The organism is Luteolibacter arcticus (assembly GCF_025950235.1).
Classification (GTDB): domain Bacteria; phylum Verrucomicrobiota; class Verrucomicrobiia; order Verrucomicrobiales; family Akkermansiaceae; genus Haloferula; species Haloferula arctica.
On sequence record NZ_JAPDDT010000013.1, the window covers coordinates 169361 to 186698 of the forward strand.

Sequence of the window (17338 nt, forward strand, 5' to 3'; positions counted from 1 at the left end):
CTCAGCGTTGGATCGCGTGCTCGGGGGAAACGGCGATGAAGTAGAGGACGGCGCGGATGCGATTCCTCCGGTCGGTCTCGGTGGGGGTGGCGGGGTAAGCGATGTAGCCGGTGCCGGTATTGATGGAGACGTAGTTATAGATCTCGTTTTCCAAGGCGGTGCTCGCCGGCCTGCCCATCAGGATCCCCGACAGCTCCTGGATCAGGGCGCGGAGGTTGGGGGTATCGGTCCAGTTGCCGGTGGCACTGGGTCGGGGACCCATCCACTTCGAGAAGTCCATCATGATGTCGTGCGCGCCACCGACGAAGCTGCTGAAGCCGTTCGTGTAGCCGGCGGTGAGGCTGCCGCTGCCGGTGGTGCTGGTCGTGTGGTAGATGCCGGCGAAGAGGAAATTCGCCTGGCGGATGACGTTTGTGTCGGAGCTGATCTGGAACTCCGGCGTGACGAGGCCGCTATCGGCAAGCAAGCCGGGGAACTTGTAGCCGGGCTCGAAGAAATTGAAGACGGTGGGAGCACCCAGCGGGGTCTGGCCCAGCGCGGTATCGGTATTTCCGACATTCCAGTCCGAGTAGCCGGAAACGACGGTGCCCGAGCGGTTCAAGATCGGAGCATGCGGCGCGGCATTGAAGGTGCCCGTGCGGTCAAGAGTCGTGGGCGGCGGGGTGGTTTCGCCCTCCCGCTTCAACGTGAAGCGGCGGGGCTCGGTACCAGCGACGGTATCAATCACATAGACCCCATCCGGTGGTGCCGGATTGCTGATCGCGATGAAGCTCATGGTCAACTTGCCACCCACCACCAGTCCCGGCAGCGTGCCGCAGGTAACGATCAGGTCCGCATTGTTCCTCAATTGCGAATAGCCGCCGCGGAAGACCGCGATGTCGATGTCTCCGGATCTCGCCGCGGTGGCGATGTCAGGGGCGGTGACGGTGAAGGTGGTATTACCGGTCCGCGTCACGGGGAAGATCCCGCTCACGAGGGTGCCCGCGATGCCGGTGCGGAAGCGCAGATAGGCCGATTGGCCGGTGGCGAAACCGTGATCGCCGGAGGTGGAGGTGACCGTGATGAGATTGCCATCCAGCGGCTGGCTCCAGGTGCCCCTGAAGATGTCCCGTGTTCTAACAGTGAAGCTGTTTGCGGGCGGCGTGGCGAACAGCGTGTAGTCGCCATCGTGGGACTGGGTGCCCGTCCCTGAGAAGCCGAGCAGGACCTTCTGGTTGTTTGCCAGACGATGGGCCATTGCCCCGGTGTTCACGGTGATCAGGCCGCCGTCCTGCGCGTAGGTTCCGGCGAAATTGTTTTCCGGGCGGAAGGCGCGGGCGAGCTGGGTGACGCGGACGACTGGTTCGCGCTGCTTGCCAAAGCCGGGTGCCTCGGTGGCTTCGAGCGAGCGGGCTTCGTAGTCGAGCAGGATGGCCTTGATGACGGCCTTCATGTCGCCGCGGACGCCGGAGCCATTGTCGTTGAACTTCTGAACCACGCGGTAAACGTAGCCGGGTGTCGGCGTGGACGTGACCAACCGTTGGATCAACTGGCTACAGAGGAAGGGCCCGATGTTCGGGTGTTGGAAGAGCTGGTCGTGGACGGCATCGAGTTCGAGAGCGGGCAGGGCTTGGAACTCCGGGTTGTTCGCGATCGGGGCAATGGTGTGGTCACCGTAGGGATTGAGCGGGGTGCCATTGAGCACCGGAATGCCCGGAAGGACGACATTGTTGAGCAAGCGCTTTTTCCCGGTGAAGTGGCAGGCCGGGACCTCACGCATGGGATCGATCCAATTCGACGTGGAGGGGAAGGTGGTCCTGCTGCCGGTGTAATTGTAGCCCCAGCCGGTGAAGACGTGGGCGTAGCCGATGATGGAGTCCTGGTCATAGACCGGGATGAGTTCGCCCTTCGAATTCAGCATCGGCGAGCCATCGGGATGCAGGCGGTAGAGGCCGAGCGAGAAGAGCTGCAGGATCTCCCGGGCATAGTTCTCATTCGGGATGCGACCGGCGGACAGGCTCGGCTTGTTGTTATTCAACATGTCGAGGTAGCGGCCCATCGCCGGATGCAGGGTCACCGCTTCCAGCAGGTCGCGGACATTGCCGAAGGAGTGATCTAACAGGACGTCGTAGTAATCGGAGATCGTGTTGGCGCGTTCGTCGAGCGGGCCGCTTTCGGAGATGACCATGATCTCGCTGAGTGCGAAGGCGATCCGCTGGCGGAGCTGATCCTCGCCCTGGATCGAGTTCTTCCACCAGGAGTTGAAGGAAAGAGTGCCGGGGTAAGTGTTGTTGTTGGGATTGGACACGTTCCGGAATTGCTCGACGTAGGGCAGGTGCCTGGTGGCCTGCTTTTCGAACTCGTCGTCGATCCACTCGTCGAAGGACGCCAATCCGGTCAGGGCGGTGATGTCGGCGCTGCTGGCACCGAACGTCGCCTGCTGGAGGAAGCGGGAGGCGGCGTTGAAATTGTCGTTCCCGGTGTCGTCTTCGGTGGTCCAATCCGGCGGGGCAGGCGGAGGAACGAAGGCAGGCGTGTTTCCAAGAACGACATGTTCAAAGCGGGTCAGCAGGTGGCCCGGCACGGTCGCGATCACCGGCGTCGCCTTCGCCATCTCGCTGGGCGTGAGCCAACCGACGGCGAGATGATCGGTGCCGCCGCTTTCCTTGTGGAGGACTTCCAGATAGTAGCGCCGGCCTGCTTCCAGATGGAGCAGGGGCGAGGGGGTGGCGGAGGTCCAGTCGGTGGAAGAAACCGGGGCGGTGAGCTCGGCCCGCTTCCAGGCATTCACCGGCTCCTCGTCATCGGAAAGGTAGAAGACGGCGGCTTCATCGGCGCGGAGGTAGAAGCGGTATTCGCCGGTCTCAGGGGCGGTGATGAATCCGCGGAGGCGTGCACCGTAGTCTTCGCCGCTGTCCGAAGGGGCCGCGAGGGAAGAAAGAATCGACGTGGAGTCGGGAGCATCCGCGACCGGGATCTGGGCGACACCCGAGCCTCCGACCTCGGTCCAGAGTTCGCGGGTGATGCCGCCGCTGGTTTGGAGGATGGTGATGTTCAGGAAGGCGGAGCCGGAGCCGGTGGCATTGGTCGCGGTCAGCATCACCTTCCATTCCCCGGGAGTCGCCGGCGTGCCGGTGATCAGGCCGGTGCTGCCCAGGGTGAAGCCGGGAGGCAGGTTCACCGCGGAGTAGGAGGTCGGGGTGGCGCTGGCCTTGATCTGATAGCTGAACGCGGGACCGCCGACGAACGTCAAGGCCTCGAAGGGCGCATAGATGCGCGGAGGAGCATTCGGAAAGAGGCGGTTCTGGGGGATTACTTGCCGAGTGGAAATGCTGGCCGATTGCCAGGACAGGATCGCCTTGTGGCCGCCGGTGTTTTGGTAGTGCTCCAGCACGATGGGGTAACGCTTGCCTGCCTCGAGCGAGACGACCGCGGACGCACCGTTCTGGGTCGGCACCACGGGCGGGTTCTCCCAATCGGTGTCTATCAGAGGATAGGGGGAAGTCGTGGAGGCAAGTGGGAGGAGCTGCCCATTGACCCACAGGCGGCACATTTCGTTGGCATCCACGTGGAAGGTGTAGGCCTGCGAGTATTCCGGCAGGACCTCGCCTTCCCAGCGGCTGGAGAAGTGGATCGAAGCCCCGCTGACAGTGATCGGGCTACCGGGCCACACCGCGACGTCGCTGTTGAAATTCACCGTGGGATCGGTCCGAGTGAGCACCGGAACTCCCGTGAAGTAGGGAGTGTTCAAGGTGGGCGTGGTGGTGGGCGGTGGATTGTTCGGATGCTTCCAGAAGCTGGCCAGCAGGCCGGTGCCGATGGGTTGCATGCCATCCTTGATCAAGACGCCGGCGGTCACGGCGGCTCCGCGCGAATAGGCGGCGTCCGCCTTCACCGAAAGCACGGCCAGCTCGTCGGACTCGGTCAGGATGTCCGCCACCGGGATGACCGGCACCATCACTTCGGTGGAGGCCAGCGGGACGGCGACGGTGGTGGGCACGCCGGTATAGTCGGTGGCACTTGCGCTGCCACTCGATTCGAGCTTCACCAGCACTCGTCCGATGCCACCGCTGCGTCGCACGCGGAAGCTGGCGGAGTCGGCGGCTGGACCTGAGGTGGGCTCGGTGGCCTCGGCGTCGGCGGTGGTGATGGTAATGGTCGACGTGGCCTGCAGCGCGGCCGTCAGGGCGGCCATGTCATTGCCAGCGTTGGGATTGAAGCCGGTCTGGATTTCTTCCCAGTCGGTCAGCCCGTCGCCATCGGTATCGACGTCCGCGACGATCACGCGAAAGAAGGCCGTGGTTGCCAGCGGCCGGGGAGTGGTGACGGAAAGGTCGCCAGCGACACCGGCATGCTGTCCGGGAAGAGTGACCCAGGAACCCGCGACGCTGGGGGTCTCGCTGCTCTGGACCTGGTAGCGCTTGCCGGCTTGCGACGGCCACTTCAAGAGCAGATTGGCACCTTGCGGAATAATCTGGCGAACGGCGAAGAAATCACTGCCGGCCTGCGGGTCGGTGCCGGCTTCGGATTCCTCCAGGTTGGTACGTCCATCACCATCGGAGTCTTGGCCCGACGTGATGACTGCCGGACCAAACTTGGATTCCCAGACATCGCTGAGACCATTCGAGTTGAGGTCGAGGTCGGCGCGGGAAATGGCAACGAGACACAGTGCCAACGCGGCACGGCGAAAATTACGGTACATGGCGGCTGGTTTTATTGGAAACCGATCCGCGGGGGGACGCGTCAGCCGGGACGGTGAAACGTCGGAACGAAGAGGACACCTCATTCAATGCCCATTTCGGATGCCTCTGGCGAGGGGAAAGTCGCGGAGCGGCGAAATTCAAGAATTGCGAAATGCATGCTTGCCTCCATCCGCGGTGCGGAGAGGTAGCGTTTGGTGGAGCTTCACCCCTCCGGCCTGTCCAAACCGGAGGGGTGAAAAACACCATGTCGAATTCAAGAAACCAGTGGGCCTTTGAAAAATTAACCTAACGACAAGAACATAGCGGATTCCCACGGTTTCGCGATTCCCTGATCGCGTAGGTCGCTGCCGCTTACGGCGTGAGCCAGACGCGCAGGGAATAGAAGGCGCGGGGAGGAGTTGCCGGAGCCGAATAGGTGACCGGCTGGTTGTTTCCAATGATATCCGCGAAGCCAGAGAGCGGCGTCCACGTTCCGGAGCCCAGGTCCGTGCGCGTCTCCAGCGAGTAGTGCCGGGTTTTCCCGGCATAGCCTGCACCGCTGGCCTGCCGCGCGGTGAAGCCGAGGGAAAGGTTGCTGCCACTGGCAACCGCGATTGTTAGAGGCGAGGGGTCACGGGTGAGCGCCGGAGTCCCGAAAATGTACTCGTCTTGGTTGGTGATGCCATCGGCATCGGGATCGGCGGTGGGGCCTGAAACCAGCGGGTTTGCGAGTTGGGTGGCATTGAACTGGCTCGCCTTCCATTCCCCATAGGGATCGGCAGGGGCATTCACCGTCACGATCGCCGTGTTCGAATTGGCACCGCCGGCGGCATTGGTGGCTCGCGCCCAGTAGCTCGTCGTCGTTGTTAGAGCGGGCGTGGTGAAGGAGGTTGAGGTCGCACCGGCAACGGGGTCGGCCATCGAGGGGGATGTGCCGCGATACCACTGGATGGAAGGCGAGGTGCCGGAGGCCGCCACGGTCAGGGTGGCGGTGGTGCCGCTTGGGATCGTGGTGGAGACTGGCTGCGTGGTGATGGTTGGCACCGTGGCGATGCTGACCGTGGCGGTACTGGAATCTGCTGCCACGCCATCCCGAGTGACGCGGACCCAGTAGTTCGTGGCGGAGGTCAGGTTTGGCGTGGTGTAGGTGGAGGATGTGTTGGCCCCCGGTGCCAGATTGGTGGTGGAGCCAGAGGCGCCCCGATACCAGCGGTAAGTCAGGGTGTTCCCATTCGGATTCCCCACGACAGTCAAAGTGGCCTTGGTGCCGCTCGCGATCGCGACCGACGCGGGGTGATTGGTGATGATCGCGGGTGCGATCTCGAACAAGAACTCTTGGGGAAAAGAGGCACCGCCTTGGTTCTGCAATTCGTAGGCAGTTACGGTGACCGTAGTAGAACCTTCCTCGGTGGGGGTTCCGCTGATGACGTGAAAGTAGGGGGTAGGCGGATTGGGAGGGGGAACGTCGCCGTGATCCAAGCCCGGCGGAAGTCCCGATACCGACCAGCTCACCTTGTCGTTGCTCGGTGTGCCAACGACTTGGAATAGGAAGTAGAGAGGCACTCCAGCAGTTCCGGTGACAATCTGCGAATTCTCGTCGGGATAGGTCTGCACGATCTCAGTCGCCCCGGTGACCGTATCGTAGGCTCCCAATCCTGCGACGGTCGCCACCACCCATTTCGTCGCTTCGCCCAAGCCCGCGCCGCCGAGAAGCTTCGCCTCGGGAAAGAGCATCTGCACGATCGGCGAGCGCTGGAACAGCAGCACCAGCGAGCCGAGTTTCGACGTCAGGACCCGGCTGCGGACGGCATGGGAAAAGCACTTCATCGCGATCAATTGCAGCCGCACCCTCCACCACCGACGCCACCGCCGCCGAAGCTGGCTTCGCGGGAGAAGTAAGCGTGGTCGGTCATGGCCGTTTCGAGCGGGTCCAGGCTGTCCGCCATCACGGGCTTGGCCAGCGTGCCGCGCTCGTAGGGCTGGACCCGCACCAGTGCGGGCGAGCAGGCGGGGAGCACGATGGCGGGGATCAACAGGATGAGCCGGTTCATTGTTCTAACAGAGCTTCGATTTCCTTCACGTATTCAGCCTCGGTCTTGGCGCCCTTGAAGCCGCTGTGGACATGGCGGATCACGCCCTTGCGGTCGGCGATGTAGCTGGCGGGCATCGTCGGCGGCTTGAAGAAGGCGGCGGCCTTGTGGGTGGAGTCGTGGACCAGCGGGAACTTCGCGCCCATCTTGGCGGCGAATTTCTGGTGCTTGTCGGGCGCGTCATCGACACCCACGCCGATGATCACCAGGCCCTTCGCGGCATACTTGTCGTGGAGCCGGTTGAAAGCGGGAAAGGAGGCCTTGCACGGGCCACACCACGAGGCCCAGAAGTCCACGATCACCACCTTGCCCTTGGTCTCGGGGAGTTTGGCACCCGGGATCAGGGTCGAGAGCTTGGGCATGGTCTGCCCGACTTTCGCGGGCTCGGCGGCGAGCGTTGAAAGGGTGGCGGCGAGAATGACGGCGACGAGTTTCATGCGGCTTTCACGAGGTAACTGCCGAAGGAACGGCTCCCTTCGATTCCGGTTTCGGTCTGGGCGCAGACCTCCACGCCGCGGGCAAGCGAGGCGAGGTGCAGGCCTTCGCGCACGCCGAGGACGAATACGGCCGTGCTGAAAATCCCTGCTTCCAGGCAGGTCGGGCCCACCACGGTGACCGCGCGCATTCCATTGGCGACGGGCCAGCCGGTCCGCGGATTAAGAATGTGCCCGTAGCGGACTCCATCATGAGTGAAGTGGCGGGCGTAGTCGCCGGACGAGGAAACGGCACGGCCGCTGATGGCGAGACCGCCCCAGCATTGCCCGGGGTGGCAGCCATCCTCGATGCCAACGTGCCAGAAGGGATGCCTGCCATTTCCGCCCATGGCGAAAATGTCGCGGCCCAGATCGATCAGCGCGTCGGTGATGCCATGGGCGTGGGCGGTCCGGGCGAGGTGATCCACGGCATACTCTTTCCCGAAGCCGCCGAAATCCAATCCCATGCCGGGCAGGGGCAAGCGCACCGCGCCGGGGCGACGCTGAACCTTTTGCCAGCCGGTCAGGGCGAGCGCGTCCTTCACCTCGGCCCTTGAAGGCAGCTTTAGGTGGACTGTCTTCCAGTCCCAGACGTGCAGGAGCGGCAGCAGCGTGGGATCCAGAATGCCATTGGTCCGCCGGTGAAGATTGTCCGCCAGCGTCAGCATCTCCTCCATTTCCGCGTCGATCTCGGTCCAATCACCGCCGGCCGCGTCATTGATGCGGGAGATCAGCGAAGCCGGCCGGTAGCGCGAGAACTTCGCCTCGAAATTTCCCAGCCACTCGAGTGCCTGTGCGGCAAAAGCGAGGGCGGCCCGGTCGTCCTCCAGCTGGAACCTGACCGAGCAATTCGTCCCCAACGCCCGGAACTCCAGCCGGCGGACACCTTGCGGGTCCGGCTGGAGTGGAAGAGCGGGTGGGGCGGAAGTCATCGGGCTAAAATGCTGCGTGAATCCCGAAAGTCCAGATGTCGGCATCTGCGTAGGCTTGGTCCGGGGACCGTTCCGAGGGTCCCCCGGTGCCGCCCATGACGTAGCGCTCGTAGGCGGCGGAGAGCCCGAAATGGTCGTTGAACTGGTAGTTCAACCTCAGGCCACCGCTGATGGAGTCAAAGGACGAAAGGCGATAGTCGGCAGAGTAGTTCGGGCCGCTTCCATCGGGAAAGGTCGGCGGCTTGCCGGAAAATCCATCCAGTGAGTTCGTGAAGAAGTCGGCGGCGTCCTGATGGTAGTAGCGGATGAAGGGCACCGCTTGGAAGTGATCGCCGATTTCCTGCCGCCATTCGATCTGCACCGTCTGGGAAAGGATGCCGAAGTCATCGTGGGAGAATCGCACCACGCCATCCAGCGCGGCGTCCAGCGGCTCGAAGTAGTGCCTCGCACCCAGTCGCAGCACCTGGCGGAATCGTGAGTCGGGCCGGTTCTCGCGGAAGACATTGACGACAGGGATCTCGATCGGGCCGCCGGGGCCGGGGATGATGATGACCGTGGTTCGCTGCACGAGCTTGTAGGGGTCGTTCAGGTAACCCTCTGCATAGCCGAGCGTGAGGTTTGCGGAGACCATGGTGTCCTTGCCGAGGATCTGGCTGACGCCGGTGAAGAGGTCGTAGCTGTTCTTGTCCTGATCGCCGAGGCCCGCGACCGCCACGTCGTCATCGAGGTAATTGAAGCCGAAGCGGAGCGTCGTGTTTTTCTGGTTCAGCTCCCAGGTGTCGGTCAGTGCCACCCCGCGGGAAATGTAGTCGTCCTCGCTGCTGTAGGAGAACTCGATCTCGGCCCGGTGATCGCCGAATTGCCGCGAAACCGCGCCGAGAATGCCTTCGCGCACGTCCTCGAGCTGCGCGTAAAACGGCTGCACGCTGCCCGGGAGAACTCCGGTCGGGGAGGCGCCGCTGATTGCGTCGTGGATGTATTGGAAGCGAATCGCGGTCTCGTCGTTCAGCTCAATGCGCCCTCGCAGATACTCGGCCTCCACGCGGATGCGGTTGTCGTCCTCCTGGTAGAGTTGGTAGCCGTAGTCGTACTCCTGGGCCGGGATTTCGATTTCCCCCTCCGCCCTCAGGGTGGGGGACAGCAGGGTAGCGAGGAGTAGCGGTGGTCGGGCGCGCATCGTGACGGTTTTCCAAGCGGCAGTTGTTCCAATTCTGAACGCTTGGTTGACCATTTATCGAAATGAACTTCCGAAAGCAAACCATCGTGCGAAGCGGCGCAAGTTCGCCAGGTTTCCTTTCGTTTTGGTCGGGTTAAACCCATGAAGATCCTGCTGACTGCCGTTGTTTCCCTTTCTGCCGTGCTGGCTGCAGCCGCGGCGGAGCCCAAGCGCATCCTCTTCCTTGCCGGGGATAACAGCCACGCGTGGGGCCAGCACAAGCACCTCGCGGGCAGCACCTTGCTGGGTGATTCGCTGGAGGAAACGCCGGGCATCGCGGCAAAGGTCGTCACCGCCTGGCCGGACGCCGCGACCCTGGCAAAGGCGGATGCGCTGGTGATCTATGCCGATGGCTGGCACGCCCACCCGGCGAATGACAAGCTGGCCGAGCTCGAGGCCTTCATGAATGCGGGGAAGGGGCTGGTCGCCCTGCACTGGGCCACCGGCATCCAAGCGGCCGATCCGGAAGCGAAGGAGCAGGGCGGAGACCCCCGTCGCAAGCAATGGCGGGAGCTGATGGGCGCAGACTTCGAGGCCTACCATGCAATCAGTAATTTCTGGAAGACCGACTTCGCCGGGGCGCTGGGCCACCCGGTCTCGCGGGGCGTGAAGCCGTTTTTACTCTACGACGAGTGCTACTTCCACCTGCGGGAGAGCGACTCCGCAAAGGTCGAGCGCATTTGGAAAGTCCAGCCGCCGGCGGAAACCATCGAGCCCGGCCTTTCACCGTATCGGGGCAACGACCACGCCCGTGCCTCGCTCCATGAGCGGAAGGAAGAGCAGTATGTCGCCTGGACCTTCCCGCGGCCGAAGGGCGGTCGCGCCTTCGGCTTCACCGGCGGGCACTTCCATTGGAGCTGGGCGAAGGACGACGCCCGCAAGCTGGTCGTCAATGGCATCCTCTGGAGCGCCGGTGGCGAGATCCCCGCCCGAGGCCTCGAGTCCAAGACGCCGGACGCCAAGCGGATGATGGCCGGCCTGCCGGACAAGAACCCCGACTGGACCGAGGCCGCGCTCCAAAAGGCGCTCGACCGCGCGGCGAAGGGCGAGACCGTGCCGTGGCTCGATTTCGCCAACAAGCCGCTGCCGGAGTGAGGGCGTGGGAAAATGGTGTTAGGTTTGCTGACCTGTTCCGGAGGGCATGAAGCACCCGCTCCCGCTTTGGTGAGAATCGTGGTCGTCATGCAGCCTCGATCTTCTCTCCATATATCGGGCCTTCAGCCCTCCCGATGGTCTACGTGGCAACCCCGCACGTTGGGCGGGGCTGAGGGATCGCGCCCCGTTTGGGGCTGAAGAAACACGAGGATGGCACCTTAGTGGACGATAGGGTCTCCCGTGGGGCTGACGACCACGAGGGGGCGCTTCCTTGATCTGAGGTGAACTAACAGATCTGGCGGAGGGCACAAAAAAAGCCGGACCCCGTGAGGAGTCCGGCTCTCCGCAAATGAATGCGGGGAAATGGAGGAAATCAGGCGCGGCTGATGTAGCTGCCGTCTTCGGTCTTGATGATGAGCTTCTCGCCTGGATTGATGAAGAGCGGGACCTGAACGACGAGGCCGGTTTCCATGGTGGCCGACTTGTAGGCGTTGTTGGCGGAGTCGCCCTTCACGCCTTCCGGCGATTCGGTGACGATCATTTCCATCGAAGGAGGCAGCTCGATATCGGCGACGAGGCCGTCGGCGAAGAGGAGGGTGTAGGTGTTGCCCTCGATGAGATAATTGCGCACGGCGTCGATGATGTCGTCATGGATCGCGACGTCATCGTAGGTCTCGTTGTGGAGGAAGTGGTAACCACCGGAATCCTTGTAGGAGTACTCGTGAGGGATCCGCTCGAGCAGCACCGAGTCCATCGAGTCGTTCGAGGTCAGGCGGAGGTTGGAGACCTTCTTGTTGCTGACGCTGCGGATCGACATGACCACGTAGGAGGCCATCCGCGGCGGCGTCTTGAGTTCGTGGGAAATCACGACGCAGACGTCGTTGTTGTGACGGACGGCGTGTCCCTTGCGGAGGTTGATTGCGGGCGTGCTGGCCATGATGTGGACGGGCGGAATAGGCGGAGAGAAGGCCGCGTGCAAGCGTGGAGTGCCTGCGGGAATCCAGCGGCCGAGGTACGAGGAAGAGAGTATCCCGCGGCAGACTGCCAGCCGCGCAAGGGGACAGCTATTCCCGGGATCGGCAGAGGAATCTGTCTGACATCTCGGGTGTTCGGGTGTTTCTTGTGATGTAAGGCTTTTGTGTCAAGGGGGTTATGATTTCCTTGGTAAACGCGTAGGTTCACGGATTTGCAGCGAGGCGCTACACCTTGCCGCTGGATGGCGATTTTTCCCCGTCATCCAGCAACCCAAGAACCTATGAAACCCAGTTCGCATCGAATTCTTCCCCATACGCTTGTTGTCTGCGCCGCTCCCTTACTCGCTTCCCTCTCCGCCAACGGCCACGTCGTCTCGACCAACGAGTCCAATAAAACCGGCGCGTGGACCCTGCCCGCCGGCCCCAACCTCCTGACAGGCGTCACGCCCTCGCCGGCGACCGTGGCGGTTCACGAGGTATCCAACGAGAATTGGAGCACGGTGATCGATGGCACGCTCGGCGATGTGCTGGGCTCGCCGGGGACCAGTTGCACGCCGAGCAATGGCGATACCGTCACCTTTCCCCTGGACCTGACCGGGCATCCGGGTGGCCGGAATATCACTTCGTTCGACTCCTACTGCACGTGGGTCAACGGCGGCCGGGACAACCAGGACTACACCCTCCAGTACTCGACGGTGGCCAATCCGGCGGTCTTCATCAACATCCACACGCCGCGCCTTCAAACGCAGACCACGGGGGGAGATCGCTCGACCCACCAGCGTCTGACCGACACCTCGGGATTCCTGGCGACTGGCGTGCACTCGATCCGGCTCATTTTCAATGCGCAGGAGAATGGCTACGTCGGCTACCGCGAGTTCGTGCTGCAGGACGCGGCCTCCGTCGTTTGTGTCTCCAACGAGAAGAACAACGACAACGTGTGGATCCTGCCGCCCGGTCCCAATCTCCTCACCGCTCCGGTCACGACGCCGGCGGTGCACGAGGATTCATCGAACACTTGGGAAACCACCCTCGACGGCAGCGTGGGCAACCACAACTCGACGGCGTCGAGCGTGACTCCCACCGATGGCTCTTCGGTCGTATTTCCCTTGGATTTGGCCGGGCATCCGGGAGGGCGGAATTTGGTCTCCTTCGACTCCTATGCCGCTTGGTCCAGCGATGGCCGCGATGACCAGCACTACACGCTGGAGTATTCCACGGTGGGGGATCCTGCGACTTTCCTTCCCATCACCGCGGTGGCCGCCCACAGCGAGTATGTGAACGGTCCACGGCGTGCCACCCATTCCCGGATCACCTCAAGTACCGGCACCTTGGCAACCGGGGTTCACTCCGTCCGCCTGACGTTCAACGGGCAGGAAAACGGCTTCGAAGGCTACCGCGAATTCATCGCCCGCGACAGCCCGTTGCCGGTGGTTCTCACGCATGAGTCTAACAACACGGATGCCTGGACGCTGCCGATTGGCACGAACCTGCTGAGCAACACCCTGCCAAAGACGCCGCCCACTGCCGACGGCTTCAACCACGGCAATGGCGACATCACGAACTCGGATTGGACGATCCTTACCGACGGCCTGCTAGGCACCCCGGGAAACCAATTCAGCTCCGTGGCACCCTTGAACGGGGCCTCGGTGATTCTCCCGCTGGATACCTCGGCGAATACCAATGGCTACAACATCAGTTCGTTCGACTCCTACTGCTCATGGGGCAACAGCGGGCGCGACGATCAGAACTACACGATCTCTTACTCGGTCGTGGGGAGCGAGGCAACGTTCATCCCGCTTCAGGTCGTGGTGAACCACACCATTGATCCGACCAATTCGACCCACACCCGGCTGACCGCCGCCTCCGGATTCCTTGCCACCAATGTGGCGGCCGTGAAGATCGATTTCCAAGGTCAGGAGAACGGCTACACCGGCTTCCGCGAGTTCATCGCGCTGGGCAGCGCCGTGCCGTTGGCCGGCTCGTTGACTTGGTCGGGAACAGGCAGCGCCAACTGGATCAACGGTCCGGACAACAACTGGAAGGACGGCACCAGCGGCTTACCGGCGAACTTCACCAGCCTGGCTCCGCTCACCTTCGACAGCACGGGCATCAATCCGAACATCAACCTCCCGGCTGCGCTGACGGCCGCGGACGTGACCTTCGTCAATGATGCCGCGCACCCCTACACCTTCGGCGGAGCAGCGCTCACCGTGACCAACGGGCTGACGCTTTCCGGGGCAGGCAACGCTTCGTTCGGCAATTCCGTGCAGGCCGCTAGCATCACGGTCTCCGGCACCGGCAACCTGACGCTTGCGGGCAGCAACTCCTCGCTGACTGGGATCGCCTTGGTAAGCAATGGCACGCTGACCCTTGCAAGCAATGATGCACTCGGTGCCGCGTCGCTGGTCCTCACGGGAGGCACTGCCAGTTTCACCTCCGCCCTGCCGAGCGTGAGCAGCCTCTCGGGAACGAGTGGAGCGATCACGCTGGGTAACGCTGCGACCTCCGCCGACACGGATCTCCAGATCAATGTGGCCACAGCGCTAAGCTATGCCGGATCGATCAGCGACGCTTCCGGCACCGCGAATGGCAGGCTGACCAAGAGTGGCTCGGACATCTTGACCTTGAGTGGAACGAATTCCTACACCGGACCCACCACCGTGACCGACGGGACGCTCCGGCTGAACAACCGGCTCTCGCTCTACAACGGCAACACCGCTGCCTGGACCGCGTCGAACATCCTGATCCAGGGTTTCTCCGAGCTCAACTTGCGGGTCGGAGGTGCCGGTGAATTCACAGGGACCGACGTGGCTGCGCTGAATACCGGAGGCTTCGATGCGGATGCCATCCTGAGCCTCGACACCACGAGCGGGAACTACGAGATATCCTCGAGTATCGGCGGGAGCATCGACATCCTGAAGAAAGGCCCCAACACGCTGACGCTCTCCGGCAGCAATACCTTCACCGGCAGCCTCGTGGTGACTCAAGGGACCATCGCGGCGGCGAATCCTTCCGGCACTTCACTTCCGGGCGATCTGGAGGTGGGTAATTCCACTTCCAACGCATGGGTGAACATGCTCGCCAGCAACCAATTCGGCCCGACCTCGCTGATCCGCTTCGACACCGGTCCGGGCACGATCAATGGCAAGGTGCAGCTCCGCGGCACCAACCAGACCGTCGCCGGCCTGGAGAGCTTCACCAATAACCGGATCGCCATCATCCAGAACGATGAGACCACGACTCCGGGTTACACGGTCAACCCGGGACCCGCCACCCTGACGATCAACACGCCTGTGGACGCGGAGTACACCTTCCACGGCATCATCCGCAATCAGGACGGTGGTGCGGTGTCACTGGTCAAGACCGGTCCCGGCAGACAGGAACTCATCAATGCCGCGATCCAAGGCCATAGCTACAACGGTCCGACCACGATCTCGGAGGGTACTTTCCGGCTGAACTTCTCGGGTGGGAACTCGGGCTTCAACTCGAACATCACCATCGAGGAGGACGGGATCTTCAACCTCCACTCGACGGGCACCGGCTATGACTTCAATCCGATCATCTCGGGTGAGGGAAGTCTGCTGGTGACGGGCGGTATTCCGGCGGCTCTGACCAATGGATTGAATTCCTGGACCGGGGGCACGACGGTCGATGGGGGATTCTTTGCCCTCAAGACCGTCAATGGGGACGACATCGGCCAAGGGAACGCCCCCGGCCAGACTTGCGTCGGTGGAGCCATGACTCCGCTGAACGTGATCAACGTGATCAATGAGGGAACGCTGTCGCTGGACAATGCGGCACCTCTCGGGAATTCGCCGGTCTTGCCGCAATTCGCTCCGACCATCCTCATCAACGAGGGCTGCAAGCTCTACGGCGGGACCAACACCGTGGCCTTCGTTTCGAATATCACCCTGGACGGTGGCGAGATCGACCTCACTAACGGTGCGGCCACCGGTGCGTTCAACACCAACCTCTGCTTCGTCGGAACGCTGGTCGTGGGCGGCAGCAGCATCTTGCCGTCCTCGATCTTCACCTCGGGCACCGGTGACAATGCGAACGCGTCCCTCGGATCGGCCGGCTTGCCCGGAACGGTGTTCCAAGTGGCCAACGTGACGGGTAATGCTGACGCCGACCTCACGGTTTCCAGCATCCTCCGCAACGTCGGATCGGCCGTCTCGCCGCTCACCAAGACCGGCCCCGGCACGATGACGCTGACGGGTGCCAACGTTTACACCGGCGACACCACCGTCTCTGGCGGTGAACTCGTGGTGAATGGAGTCTCCATCGCCGACACCAACAAGCTGGTGCTCGACGGCGGCAAGCTCGGCCTTACGGCCAATGAAACCGTGGGAACGTTGTTCTTCGGTGGCGCGCAGCAGCTTGCCGGCACCTACGGCAGCACCGATTCGACCGCGACCAATAAGAACAACGACCGCTTCTCCGGATCCGGTGTCTTGACCGTGACCTCCGGGCCGGGTGTGAGCTATGAAAGCTGGGCCTCGATCATCCCGAATCCGGCCGACCGCGACCGGACTGACGATCCGGATGGTGACGGCTTCGAGAACCTCGAAGAGTTCCTGTTCGGCACTTCGCCGATCGCCACCACGGGTTCGCTGGCACAGGTCGAGAAGACCGGTTCCGGTATGATCGTCCGCTGGAACCAGCGCGCGACCGGCAGCAGCGTGTATGCCCTTCAGGAAAACACGACCCTAGTAAGCCCATGGCCCGCCAGCCCGGCGACCATCAGCAACGACCCGGTGCAGGACGTTCCCAACTATGTGCGCAAGCAAGCGGTCATCCCGGTGGACAGCGTCCGCAAGTTCGTGCGCGTGGAAGCGACAGAATGATCTCTCGATTACTGCGACTCTAGTAGTTGCGGCAACCTGAAAACGCAGGCTCCCGGAGTGCCCTAAAGCGCTCCGGGAGTTTTTCTTTGTTTCGTTACACGGCTAGCACCGGAATGCCATAGTCTGCGAGAACCCGGTCACGAGTTGCGAGCGTGAGGCTTTCGAAGTGGCACTGCGCAACCAAGGCCCGGTCGAAAGGGTCTCCATGGATCTCCGGGAGCGCGATCGATTGCATGGCATGCGAAGCAGTGAAGGGAAGGGACTGGATCCCGTGTTCGCCCAACATTTCGTGGAAGGCGAGGGGCAGGCGCAGCTTGCCCTTGGAGACCTTCAGGCCGAGCTCCCAGATGGACACCGCGCTGGCGAACACCGCATTGGCGGGATTCGAAATTTCGGCCCTGGCTCTCGTAGAAAGCTCCGAGGGATCATCCATCCACCAGAGCAAGGCGTGGGAATCGAGAAGGATTCTCATTTCTTCCGGCGCGTTGGTTCCTCCTCGGCGACCTTAGAGGAATACCGTTCCTCGGGAAATAGCGGGGTCTTGGTCATCGCATCCGTGAGCTCGGCATCCGTCTCCCAGCAGTCCGCCGCTTCCCAAATTTGGCCGGCCAAAAATCCACCGGTCCGTGGCGCGGTCTGCGCGGAGTAGGGGACCAGCTTGGCCACCGGTTTGCCGGCCTTGGAGATCACGATCTCCTCGCCCGTAGCCACCCGCTCAATGAGCTTGGAGAGGTGGGTTTTGGCCTCGTGGATATTCATTGGACTAGACTAAGCTTAGTTCACTACAGGTCAAGTGCTAAACGCCTGCGCCCCCGTTGACCCGAGCGGTCGCGATGGAAAGGATGGGCGCGATGAGGATCGCCATCGTAGGTCTTGGTGCGGCGGGGTCTGCGGCTTTGTTAGACGCGGCGGCAAGGGGATTCGAAGTGGTGGGCTTCGAGCAGTTCTCTATCGGGCATGATCTCGGTAGCTCTCAGAGGCTGTCTGAAAAATCATCTCCCCGCGGATTTTAATCTGTACTAGTTAGGTCAGGTATTGGAGAAGCTCGGG

The 17338-nt window shown here is 62.5% G+C and carries 11 protein-coding genes; 2 read left to right on the plus strand and 9 right to left on the minus strand.

Annotated elements, in window-relative coordinates:
- Position 1 precedes the first annotated feature (1 nt).
- The 6 genes from OKA05_RS22495 to OKA05_RS22520 form a co-directional block, all read right to left on the minus strand.
- The gene (locus OKA05_RS22495; protein WP_264489449.1) at positions 2-4681 is read right to left on the minus strand and encodes a DUF1800 family protein; all 4680 of its coding nucleotides are present in this window, start codon (positions 4679-4681) and stop codon (positions 2-4) included.
- Between the two features lie 352 nt (positions 4682-5033).
- Entirely contained in the window at positions 5034-6488 is a 1455-nt protein-coding gene (locus tag OKA05_RS22500; protein WP_264489450.1) for an Ig-like domain-containing protein, read from the minus strand.
- A 5-nt stretch (positions 6489-6493) separates the two neighbouring features.
- Positions 6494-6712, minus strand: a complete 219-nt coding sequence (locus tag OKA05_RS22505) for a DUF4266 domain-containing protein (protein WP_264489451.1) — start codon at positions 6710-6712, stop codon at positions 6494-6496.
- Positions 6709-7188 (minus strand): peroxiredoxin family protein, encoded by a 480-nt coding sequence (locus OKA05_RS22510; protein ID WP_264489452.1) that lies wholly within the window; start codon positions 7186-7188, stop codon positions 6709-6711. The genes OKA05_RS22505 and OKA05_RS22510 overlap by 4 nt, the downstream gene beginning before the upstream one ends.
- Positions 7185-8156: an FAD:protein FMN transferase gene (locus OKA05_RS22515; protein WP_264489453.1), complete on the minus strand. Its 972-nt coding sequence runs from the start codon at positions 8154-8156 to the stop codon at positions 7185-7187. Before OKA05_RS22515 ends, OKA05_RS22510 begins: the two co-directional genes overlap by 4 nt.
- 4 nt (positions 8157-8160) lie before the next feature.
- The gene (locus tag OKA05_RS22520) at positions 8161-9333 is read right to left on the minus strand and encodes a DUF3570 domain-containing protein (protein ID WP_264489454.1); all 1173 of its coding nucleotides are present in this window, start codon (positions 9331-9333) and stop codon (positions 8161-8163) included.
- Between the two features lie 141 nt (positions 9334-9474).
- Here OKA05_RS22520 and OKA05_RS22525 point away from each other — a divergent pair, with 141 nt between their 5' ends.
- Positions 9475-10467 (plus strand): ThuA domain-containing protein, encoded by a 993-nt coding sequence (locus OKA05_RS22525; RefSeq protein ID WP_264489455.1) that lies wholly within the window; start codon positions 9475-9477, stop codon positions 10465-10467.
- A gap of 373 nt (positions 10468-10840) precedes the next feature.
- On the opposite strand, the gene OKA05_RS22530 is transcribed toward OKA05_RS22525, so the two are convergent.
- Positions 10841-11404 carry an elongation factor P gene (locus tag OKA05_RS22530; RefSeq protein WP_264489456.1) on the minus strand — a complete coding sequence of 188 codons (564 nt, stop codon included), beginning with the start codon at positions 11402-11404 and terminating at the stop codon, positions 10841-10843.
- 318 nt (positions 11405-11722) lie between these two features.
- Here OKA05_RS22530 and OKA05_RS22535 point away from each other — a divergent pair, with 318 nt between their 5' ends.
- Positions 11723-16288, plus strand: a complete 4566-nt coding sequence (locus OKA05_RS22535) for a beta strand repeat-containing protein (protein ID WP_264489457.1) — start codon at positions 11723-11725, stop codon at positions 16286-16288.
- Between the two features lie 94 nt (positions 16289-16382).
- Here the strand turns inward: OKA05_RS22535 and OKA05_RS22540 are convergent, their stop codons facing one another.
- Entirely contained in the window at positions 16383-16760 is a 378-nt protein-coding gene (locus OKA05_RS22540; RefSeq protein ID WP_264489458.1) for a type II toxin-antitoxin system VapC family toxin, read from the minus strand.
- Entirely contained in the window at positions 16757-17047 is a 291-nt protein-coding gene (locus OKA05_RS22545) for a type II toxin-antitoxin system Phd/YefM family antitoxin (RefSeq protein ID WP_264489459.1), read from the minus strand. The genes OKA05_RS22540 and OKA05_RS22545 overlap by 4 nt, the downstream gene beginning before the upstream one ends.
- Positions 17048-17338 lie beyond the last annotated feature (291 nt).